Raw genomic sequence first — 10,713 nt, 5'->3', positions numbered from 1 at the left:
GGGGCGCCGAAGCTTTCCTGATGGTAGCGGTGCATTGGATATCCGATACGCTCCAGCGTGCTGCGGACACAATCCATGTATCCGGAAGGTCCGCAGACAAACACCTCGCGTTCAACAAAGTCAGGGGCCCAAAGCCTGACGAGGTGCTCGCTGAAATGGGCCACAGGCCCGTTCCATGACTGACCCGGCTCGACGCTTCCGGGGATGATTCCCATCTTCAGATTGGCCCCCATGCGCATCCCGAGGTATTCGAATTCGCGCCCGAAAATTATATCGGCCGGGGTGCGGATATTGTTGAGAAAGACAATGTTCGCCGATGACGAGGTATCGACAATCCAGCGCAACATCGACATCACCGGTGTGATACCACTGCCTGCGGCGATCAGCAGCAGCTTCTGCGCCGGGGCGTCAAAGCAGGTGAAATCGCCGTTCGGACCGGAGAGGTTGAATTCGAATCCCGTTTGCATGTTGTCGTGCAGCCAGTTCGAAACGAGGCCGCCGGGTACCCGTTTGACCGTAGTCGAAAGGGTGTGGGGTCGAGAGGGTGACGATGAGATGGTGTAACTGCGCCGGATCGTCTTGCCCTCAATCGGAAGCTCAAGCGTGGCAAACTGGCCCGGCTTGTAGGCGAAGAGAACCGGCTGGATTGCCTGGAAGACAAAGGTCTTGACGTCATGCGTCTCGGGTATGACGGCCACACAGCGCACGGCTGTCCTGCCGCGCTTCCAGGTGAGATCAGGCGAATAGGCGAGGGTTGCCGCAGGCCAGATGGACAGGTCGGCGCCACAGGCTTCGGCCTGGGAGGCGGATATTTGCCCCGCTCCGTTGACCGGTGACGGCATGGCCTTTTCTGCTTGAACCCGCCGATCGGCAAACGGTTGTTCCAGCAAAGCGTCGACATCCTGACGCGCTTTCTGCTTGGCCGGGGATTGGGCCGCCAGTCCAAGACGAACCAGGGTTGACGACGAGTTTCTGGAAAGGTGATCGAGAAATTCTCGCAAGGCTGTAACCACTTCGCCAGCCGGCGGTGCCGTTGGCTGACCGAGAACGGCGCCAAGCTTCTCGGCCAGGGTCGGCAGATCGCGAACCAAAGTCTTTTTTTGATAGTCCTTCCAGAGATCAGCATAACGCCCGCGCAGATTTTCCAGCCCGCCTTGCAGGAAATTGCCAGAACACCAGTTGGTGTCATCAAGCATCTCGTTAAGGCGCTGCACCTCGCGCGCGCTCAGCCCTTCGTCTGCGTCAGCGATGAAGACGAACAGTGAGAACAGCAGATTGGCTGTGTTCTCGGCCAGGCTGGTGTGGTTCGCTGTTTGATTCGGCATGGATATTTCCTTTTCAGTGCACGGTGCGCTTGACGATCAATTCTTGACATAACCCGCGACCACCGACAAAACGCCCAGGGATACACTCGCATCGCTTTCCATCAGCCAGCGGAGTCTTTCGCCATTGATGGTCAGAATCCGTGCGACAGGCGAGGAGATACGAACCGAGGCGGTGCGTGGGCGACCGGTGATCACGCCAAGCTCGCCGACAATGGCGCCTTCGTGCAGTGCTCCAATAACGACGTCCTGTCCGTCCCGCGTTGCCAGGATGTCGGCAGAGCCGGCCTGCAGGAGGAATGCGTCGGTAGCGGCATCGCCTGCGTGGCAAAGCCATTGTCCCTGGCTGTATCGCCGTACCTCCGTGGTGGCTGCTATTTCGGCCAGGGAAGCGAGTGCAAGGTTACGGAAGATGGTGGCGCGTGACAGCCACAGCAATCGGGTCACTGTATCGTGACTCTCCAGCATGAAATCGGCACTTTGCAGCTTCCATTCGACGACGATCAACGGCCCGGACTGGTTGGACGGGAGGAACGAGAGGAGGGCGCCGGTTTCGATTGGCAAGCTGTCCGATTCGCCCCGTTGTCCATTGATGAAAATGCCTGAAAAAGGATCGCACTTGCGGACTTCAACCCGCGTCCCTGTGCGGCAAATCGCCACATGGTAGGGAGCAACAACCTGCCCAATGACTACAACATCGTTGTCCGGTGAGCGCCCGACAGTGACATAGTCTTTTGCAAACGACATCGTCTGCTTTCCGCTATTCGGGCTGGCCACGGTCAGGGTAAACCCTGCACTCGCGGTTTTCAATCCCGTTTCGTCGCGAACCCCCGACAGACCGGCGATTACTTCGGCCATCAACCAGTGCGTGGAAATCCCTTTGCGCTTGATTTCGTCTCCCGTCTGACGCGCCAGGCCAAGATCGAGGTACGAAATCGCTGTCAGGGCCAGCGCGCCGACCAGTTGATCATCACCCATAACGACACGGCGCAGGTTGGCGATGAGTTCGGTCCCCTTTTCGATGGCTGAGCGAAAACTGATCTGGCTTCGGAACTCGCCCGTTTCCGAATTCGTTGAGGCTTCGTCCAGCGGACTACCGCGCAGCAGATTGACCAACTGGGCATTCAGCGATTCGGCCCACGTGACCCGCGCCCCGGTGGACACGGGCATCGCCAAGAGCAATTCGACATCACTTCCCATCAGTTCAGCGATATGCGCAGCAATTGCTCGTGCCTGAGCTGTCTCGCCGAGCGTCAGCAGAATCGAAAAAAGCCGGGTGATCAGAGCATTTGATCGACGTGTGGTACTGGCGACAAGAATCGAGCCGATCTGCTGCCATTGCTTGTCGGTCAGCATCTTGCAGCGCAAGCCGAAAATCAGGGCCGAATCCTCGGCCAGTAGATTGAGTTGCCGCCTGGCGCGCTCAAACATCAAACCACCACTGCCCGTAATGCCCGCGATTACATTGGCGTGCTCGACCTCCGAAATCTGGTAAATCTCACGGTACTTCCTGATCGTGGCCGCAACTTCCGCATCCGCAAGCGCGGAGGACAGACGCCGCCCCTGTTCCAGATGCGCGATGACAGCCGGCTCGATGACCCGACGATAGTTGTCGATCCGAAGCCAGCTCTCGAAAGTTGCCGCCGCCGTCGGATTGAAGATTGTGTCGGCAGCATCAATGCCCAGTTCCTGCAGCAGTTGGCGATGCTCGTCATCGCTGATGCCAATTTCCGTGCGGACTTCGCGCAACAATTCAAGGCTAGCGCTCGACTCTGCCTTGCCCATGCGCAACGCGTCTTCGAGGATATTCCGGTAGGCCTGCAGGCGCTGTTCGCGTGAGAATCCGGGCAGCGTCTTGGCAAGAATATAGATCTCGTCGGGCTTCAACTCCTCAAGCTTGCGGCCCTCAAGGAATTTCGAGATATCGACCTTGAGCTTGCGCAGTTGCTCAAGCAGGCTTGACGCAAGTCCCTCGCGCCGATAACGCATCGGGCTGTGTTGTATTGCCTGCCAGAACCACAGGGTAGTCAGGGCGACGATAATAATGTCGAGCAGACGCAGGGCCGCAGAAGGCAGCAACAACAGGTTCGATCGACCGCCAAAAATATAGAAGGTATTGATCGAGACATAGGCGCTGAACGAGAGACAGCGGTTGATGATTTCCGGCTCGGTCAGAGGCATTTGCATGCGCTTGACCAGGTAACGATAAAACGCTTCAAGCGCCTTGCCGAGGACGACGGCAGCGAGCACAAAGACACCGATGATCAGCGGCGCGGAAAGAATCTTCGGGATTCCTATCTCCATTCCGTTGATATAGAGCCCTGGCTTGAACAGGTCGCCTATCGGGTCGCGCTCGTGGGTCCAGGTCCCGGAAAAATAATAATCCCATCCCCCCGAATAGAAGTAGAAGAAAGAATAGAAGCCAACAATCAGGCCAAAAAAAGCGTAATAGACATGGCGTAACGCAGGGTTCTCGATGCCCTCCCAATAGGATCGCTCAAGGTCGATGTCCGGACAGTTGGGCGTACATCCGACGCAAATGCTCCGGTCACCCTCCGGGGTCGAGGTCCGGCACATCGATTGTGTTATGGGCTGCCGCGAAATGTGCGCCTGACTTTCCAGCAACCCCCTGGGTTCGGTGTAGATCTTCTGGACGATGGCCACCGGGCAGATGTAGTTGCACCAGGTCTTGCCTCCCCAGAAATAGCCGACGGCAAGCGCAGTGGCGATGACGCCGATAAAAAACAGTCCAAGAGCCGTCCGGTCTGAATTGACCAGCAAAAGGCGCACATTGAGCGCGATGAACAACAATCCGAACTGGATGTACCAGACGTTTTTTCTCCACCCGCTTTCCTTGCCGACGAGCGCCAGTTGTTTCTCGATCTGGCCGGTCCGTCTGATCAGAATGACGCGCTTTCGATTCCAGCCAAGATAGCGGGGTATTTGTGAAACGAATGAGAGAGGGCAGATTCGCCGCCACGTCTCGTGCCCGGCAACCAGAAAAAACAGGGGTAACACCGGAATCAGCATGGTCCAGAAGATCCGGTTGGTCATCGGGTAAGGCTCCGAGTGCACAACCTTTCCTTGCACCTCGACGAGCTTGCCGCTCAGACGAAATGGACTCGAGACGTTTTCAGGCCGGGTCAGTTCGGGCGTGATGGGGTCCCAGAACAACGAGACGATCAATACCAGCCAGCCCAGGGTGAGAAGCGCTCTCACCAGGCGCATCTTGTTTTCTGCTACGCCTGACAGCATCTCTACTCTCCTTCGTAAATGCCAAGGTTCAAAGAAATGTTTGCCATATCGGAAATCAGGCGGCTATGGTCAGCACAGCGGAATCTGGTGCCCCGCGTTATCACGCACTCAGGCCTGCCCGAAAACCTCATTCAACTGCTGGGTGACACGAATGAAGGTCGTTCGCTTCGACAACTCCTTGAGCTTGCGTGCGCCCACATAGGTACAGGCCGAACGGACGCCGCCAAGAATCTCCTGCACGGTGTTTTCCACCGGGCCGCGATAGTCAAGCAGTACGTCCTTGCCTTCGGCGGCCCGGTATTCGGCGACACCGCCAGCGTATTTTTCCATCGCCTCGCGCGAACTCATCCCGTAAAAGCGCATTTTCTGAATACCGTCGTGTTCGATGATTTCGAAGCCGCATTCGTCGTGCCCAGCAAGCATGCCGCCAAGCATAACGAAATCGGCGCCGGCGCCAAAAGCCTTGGCCAGATCACCCGGTGAAGTGCAGCCGCCATCGGCGCAGATCAGACCGTGCAGGCCATGTGCCGCATCGGCACACTCGATGATCGCCGAAAGCTGGGGGTAGCCGACACCGGACATCCGGCGCGTGGTGCACACCGAACCGGGGCCGATGCCGACCTTGACGATATCGACACCGTCGAGAATCAGTTCTTCGGTCATTTCACCGGTCACCACATTGCCGGCCATGATCGTGATGTCGGGGTAGGCCGTGCGCAGCTTGTGGATAAACCCGACAAAGGCCTTGGTGTACCCGTTGGCGACATCGACACAGACGTATTCGATCGTTCCGCCAGCTTTTTCCTTTACACGACGAAACTTGTCGTAATCCGGTTGTGTGATCCCCATCGAATAGAATGCCGAGGGAATGGCGGGTTGCTCGGCGAAAAACCCGAGCAGCTCCGCTTCGCCATAATGCTTGTGCACGGCTACGGAAAGCTGATGCCTGGCCAGCGCCCGCGCCATTGCGAAAGTCCCGGTGGCGTCCATGTTGGCGGCGATGATGGGAATGCCGTGATACTTGCGTTGCGAGTGGAGAAAAACGAAATCACGGGAGATATCGACCTCCGAGCGCGAGGTGAGCGTCGAGCGCTTGGGTCGAATGAGTACATCCTTGAAATCGAGTTTCAGATCCTGTTCAATGCGCATGCTGCTCCCTTCCTCTGATCGTCATCCGAAACATCTCATATTGCCCTGCAGAATCCAACAACACGACCTCGCTTCAGTAGACCGGCGCAAAGGGAAAAGGTGCAGCCGTACTGCCGCCATGGTGTGCGAAAACGGATTCTCATATGTCCGACATACATAAGCCTCCAAATGCAGGACAATACTCCTTTATGACTACCCGGGAATCGGTGTTCATGAACTTTCCTGCACCCAGCTATACGGTCAGAGTCGGCTGGAGCCAGCATTTGGCCTCGATGCGAATTGAACAACTCCGTCAGCGCCTGCGCGACCACGGCGCCAAACCCTGCCACGAGCAACGTGTGCTGCGCGCCTGGCTGCAGGCGCGCGCGCTGGACAGCGGGGCACGCCGACAGCGGCCCGAGGATTATCTTCCACTCAACGTCCGCAACATACTGCCCGTCATTGGCGCCGATCTGCAGGCGCTCGCGCGTCTGCATTCAGAACATGCTGGCGAGGATGGATCCGCGCGCCTGCTCGTCGAACTGGCCGATGGGCAGACGGTGGAGAGCGTATTGCTGCCGCGCGATGGCCTGTGCGTTTCGACCCAGGTCGGCTGCGCGGTCGGCTGCGTCTTCTGCATGACCGCTCGTGATGGCCTGCGGCGCCAGCTTGGCAGCGCCGAGATCGTCGCACAGGTGGTGCTTGCCCGTCGGCGGCGTACGGTCAGAAAGGTCGTTTTCATGGGCATGGGCGAGCCGGCACATAACCTGGATAACGTTCTCGAAGCGATCGAGTTGCTCGGCACAGCGGGGGCGATCGGGCACAAGAATCTCGTTTTTTCAAGCGTCGGTGACCGCCGCGTATTCAGGGTATTCGAACGACTGTCGCCGGCCAGCGTGAAACCGGCACTGGCACTGTCATTGCACACCACGGACGCCGAACTGCGTGCCAGGCTGCTGCCGCGTGCACCCCGCATCGACCCGGCAGAACTGGTTGAACTGGGCGAACGCTATGCGCGGGCGACGGGTTATCCGATCCAGTATCAATGGACCCTGCTTGAGGGTGTCAATGACAGCGATGCGGAAATGGCCGGCATCGTCAAACTGCTCACCGGCAAATACGCGATGATGAATTTCATCCCGTACAACACGGTCGAGGGTCTTGACTTCAAACGCCCGGCGTCGGCGCGGGCTGCCGCACTGGCCGGGCAACTGCAGCAGCGCGGCATTGTGGTTCGACTGCGCGATACGGTCGGGCAGGGTATCGATGGTGCCTGCGGCCAGTTGCGAGCACGCCGTCAAGGAGCGGATACCCGTTGATCGCTCGGGGTGCTTGTCAGTGCCATGACCTTTGGCCTGCATCAGGTACCGTCAGCACATGGCGGCGCATCGGCGAACGGAATCCTGAAATAGTCTCGCCGCCTGCGCTGAGCTTGACGCCGGGGGGGCTTTAGATGACTTCCAGCAACTTCGCCCGCAGGGTCTCCGCTTCCCGCCGGCCGTCGCGCGAACTTACGATGACGTAGTACCAGTCGTCAAATACGGCGCGCAGTTCAAGGTGCGATTCGGCCTTGTTGATATTGTCGATCAGGGTGCTGGTGCCGACCGGGCCGACAAAGGCGCTGATCGTATTGGTCATGAAATTTCTCGCTTTGGCCAGACTTATCGAATCGGCATCGGCCAGATCGCGAAAAGCGGTAATCGCGGGCAACGGTTGCGCGGCGGGCAGGGGAGCGCTTTGTCCCGTGCGATCCTTGGCCGCTATGACTTCGATATAGCCTTGCTCTTCGAGCAGGCCAAGAGAGTTGGTCAGATCGTCGGCGGTTATCAGGGCGCGCAAATCCTCTACACTGCGCTTGCCGTCTACAAAAATAAGCAGGCGCCGTACGCGCGGCGTGAGTCCGCCGGTTCGCTTCTCGATTTCCTCCTGCCCCTTCGGAGTCTTGGCAAATATGACGGACATGGTATCGATCTCCTCCCGTATTTTTGTCGTCCACGCGTTTGATCGCGTTTGACCTAAAGCTGTTTGGATGATTCTACCTAGGGAAATTGATTATTTGGCAATAATTGCACATCGGCGGGCTGTATACTTGCCAGCATAACCCACTGGAGAGACCTATGGCCGCATCCCCCGATACCGTCAGTATGGCGATGTTCTGTGATTTCGAGAACGTAGCACTTGGTGTGCGCGATGCCAATTACGAGAAGTTCGACATCAAACCGGTGCTTGAACGCCTGCTGCTCAAGGGCAGCATCGTACTCAAGAAAGCCTATTGCGACTGGGATCGTTACAAGGGTTTCAAAGCAACGATGCACGAAGCCAACTTCGAACTGATCGAAATCCCGCACGTTCGCCAGTCGGGAAAGAATTCCGCTGACATTCGCATGGTCGTCGATGCGCTCGACCTGTGCTACACCAAATCGCACGTCAATACCTTCGTCATCATCAGCGGTGACTCGGATTTTTCACCGCTGGTTTCAAAATTGCGCGAGAACGCCAAATACGTGATCGGGGTCGGCGTCAAACAGTCGACATCCGATCTGCTGATCGCCAACTGCGACGAGTTCATCTTCTACGACGATCTGGTGCGTGAGATCCAGCGTTCGGCGGCGCGCCGCGACCCGAAGGCGGTCCAACTTGCCGCCCGGCGCACGCCGGAGGAGGACAAGCAGCGCAAGGACGAGCTTGAGGCGCGCAAGAGTGAGGCCGTCGATCTGGCGGTGGCGACCTTCGACGCACTGGTGGCGGAACGTGGCGACAGCGGCAAGATCTGGGCGTCGATGCTCAAGGAGGCGATCAAGCGCCGTAAACCCGATTTCAACGAGAGCTACTATGGCTTCCGCGCATTCGGTAACCTGCTGGAGGAAGCGCAGTCGCGCGGTCTGCTCGAATTGGGGCGTGACGAAAAATCAAATGCCTTCGTCTATCGCAGCAGTATACCCGCCGCACAGCTAACGCCTGGCGAGCCGATGGTAACGGAAGAGGCGCTCGTCTCTGAAGAAACGGGCACGACACCAGCCCCAAAGCGCAGGGGGCGCGGCGGCAGCAAGCGCCCTGCCAAGGAACAGGCCCAGGCCGATCCGCTGCCAGAGCCGACTGTACAAGCAGAACCGACGGTGCCGGCGCTGGCTGAAGCGGTGGACGCCCCGAGTGAAAACAAGCCGGTTACGCGCAGTCGGCGGGGGCGTAAACCCAAGGCTGCACCTGAAACGGCCTGACAGCCAATAAATGCTGTACCGTAGTACCGTAGATCGGGTTAGGCCGTAAGGCCGTAACCCGACGCCGTAACCCGACGTTCAGCCTGATCAGTCACCCTGGTGGTGGCCCTTCCTTGACGCCTTTCAGACGGGCAGATATCGCACGCGCAGCACACCGCTGATGGCGCTCAGCTTGTCGATGACCGCCTGCGGTACGGCACTTCCGACATCGACCAGCGTGAATGCCAGATCGCCGCGCGACTTGTTGACCATGTTCTGGATGTTGAGGCCCGCTTCGGCAAGCGTCGTCGAGATCTGCCCCAGCATGTTGGGCACGTTGGCGTTGGCAATGGCCAGTCGGAAGGCGGATTCGCGCGGCATGGCGATGTTGGGGAAATTGACCGAATTGAGAATGTTACCGTTTTCCAGATAGTCGGCCACCTGATCGGCGACCATGATGGCACAATTTTCCTCGGCCTCTTCAGTCGAGGCCCCCAAGTGCGGAAGCGCGACGAAATGTGGATGCTGGCGCAGCAGGTTGCTCGGGAAGTCGCAAATGTAGGCGTGCAGCCGGCCTTCATTGAGCCCGTCGAGCACGGCCTGTTCGTTGACGATGCCGTCGCGGGCGAAGTTGAGCAGGATGCAGCCCTTCTTCATGAGCTTGACGCGCTCGGCATTGATCAGGTCCTTGGTCGAGGGAAGCATGGGAAGATGCAGACTGATGAAGTCGACACGCTTGACGAGATCATCGACGCTGACCGCTTTCTTGACCTGCGATGGCAGGCGCCAGGCGGCGTCGACGGTTATCTCCGGGTCCAGGCCGATAACGTGCATGCCAAGTTGGATGGCTGCATCCGCCAGCATCGAGCCGATGGCGCCGAGGCCGATGATGCCCAGCGTGCTGCCGCTCAGTTCGTGTCCGACGAAATGTTTTTTACCGGCCTCGACCTGTTTGTGCAGCGACTCGTCATCGCCCTGCAATCCGCCGACAAAGCTGATCGCGGGGAATAGGTTGCGCGTACCCATCAACATGCCGGCGATCACCAGTTCCTTGACCGCATTGGCGTTGGCTCCGGGGGCGTTGAATACGATGATGCCACGTTCGCTCATGGCCTTGATCGGGATGTTGTTGGTGCCGGCACCGGCGCGACCGATGGCCATCACGCTGGCCGGGATGGGCAATTCATGCATGACCTGGGAGCGCACCAGAATGGCGTCCGGGTCGGTACCGTCATTGCTGACGGCATAGCTTTCGGGAAGTCGGGAGAGACCTTTCTTCGAAATGGCGTTGAGTGTCTGAATTTTGCGGGTCATGCTGGTTTCCTCGTTTGAATGGCCTTTAAACCTTGAAAATACCCCTGGATTGGCTCTGAATTCGGGTAGGTCGGGTTACGCTGCGCTAACCCGACCTTCGGCATCAGCGAGCTTCAGCCGTGCTGTTTTTCGAAGTCCTTCATCAACTCGACCAGCGTTTGTACGCCTTCGATCGGCATGGCGTTGTAGATCGATGCGCGCATGCCGCCGACCGAGCGGTGGCCCTTGAGCTGGACCATGCCACGCGCCTTTGCGGCCTTCAGGAATTCGTCGTCGAGCGCCGCATCCTTCAGGGTGAAGGGGATGTTCATCAGCGAACGGTTGTCGCGTGCCACCGGCGAGTTGAAGAAGCTGGATGCATCGAGTACCTCGTAAAGCAGTTGTGCCTTGGCGCGGTTGGTTTTCTCCATGACTGCCAGACCACCCTTGGCCTTGAGCATCTTGAATACCAGTCCGGCGATGTAGATGGCGTAGGTCGGCGGCGTGTTGTACATCGA

The 10,713-nt window shown here is 58.3% G+C and carries 7 protein-coding genes and 1 pseudogene; 2 read left to right on the top strand and 6 right to left on the bottom strand.

The features are described 5' to 3' along the window. The 3 genes from JNM42_RS18705 to JNM42_RS18695 form a co-directional block, all read right to left on the bottom strand. A partial coding sequence (locus tag JNM42_RS18705; RefSeq protein WP_294273887.1) for an FAD-binding oxidoreductase occupies window positions 1-1,325 on the bottom strand: 1,325 nt, incomplete at its 3' end. Between the two features lie 36 nt (window positions 1,326-1,361). Further along, window positions 1,362-4,577 (bottom strand): cyclic nucleotide-binding domain-containing protein, encoded by a 3,216-nt coding sequence (locus JNM42_RS18700; RefSeq protein WP_294273884.1) that lies wholly within the window; start codon window positions 4,575-4,577, stop codon window positions 1,362-1,364. A 108-nt stretch (window positions 4,578-4,685) separates the two neighbouring features. After that, the gene (locus JNM42_RS18695; RefSeq protein WP_294273881.1) at window positions 4,686-5,726 is read right to left on the bottom strand and encodes a GMP reductase; all 1,041 of its coding nucleotides are present in this window, start codon (window positions 5,724-5,726) and stop codon (window positions 4,686-4,688) included. 272 nt (window positions 5,727-5,998) lie between these two features. Here JNM42_RS18695 and JNM42_RS18690 point away from each other — a divergent pair, with 272 nt between their 5' ends. After that, a complete protein-coding gene (locus JNM42_RS18690) occupies window positions 5,999-7,024 on the top strand; it encodes an RNA methyltransferase (RefSeq protein ID WP_294273890.1) in 1,026 nt (341 codons plus the stop codon). Window positions 7,025-7,154: 130 nt separating this feature from the next. Here JNM42_RS18690 and JNM42_RS18685 read toward each other — a convergent pair whose 3' ends face one another. Beyond that, window positions 7,155-7,667, bottom strand: a complete 513-nt coding sequence (locus tag JNM42_RS18685) for a hypothetical protein (protein ID WP_294273879.1) — start codon at window positions 7,665-7,667, stop codon at window positions 7,155-7,157. A 155-nt stretch (window positions 7,668-7,822) separates the two neighbouring features. On the opposite strand from JNM42_RS18685, the pseudogene JNM42_RS18680 reads away from it, so the two are divergent. Further along, a pseudogene (locus JNM42_RS18680) lies at window positions 7,823-8,617 on the top strand (NYN domain-containing protein); the annotation flags it as partial. A 429-nt stretch (window positions 8,618-9,046) separates the two neighbouring features. On the opposite strand, the gene JNM42_RS18675 reads toward JNM42_RS18680, so the two are convergent. Beyond that, window positions 9,047-10,216: a phosphoglycerate dehydrogenase gene (locus JNM42_RS18675; protein ID WP_294273877.1), complete on the bottom strand. Its 1,170-nt coding sequence runs from the start codon at window positions 10,214-10,216 to the stop codon at window positions 9,047-9,049. A 113-nt stretch (window positions 10,217-10,329) separates the two neighbouring features. Then, the coding region (locus JNM42_RS18670) for an aminotransferase class V-fold PLP-dependent enzyme (RefSeq protein ID WP_294273875.1) at window positions 10,330-10,713 on the bottom strand (384 nt) is incomplete at its 5' end.

Origin of the sequence: Propionivibrio sp., from assembly GCF_016790145.1 — a bacterium.
Classification (GTDB): Bacteria; Pseudomonadota; Gammaproteobacteria; order Burkholderiales; family Rhodocyclaceae; genus Propionivibrio.
Note: the sequence above shows the minus strand (reverse complement) of the source record. Positions and strands in the feature narration are given on the sequence as shown.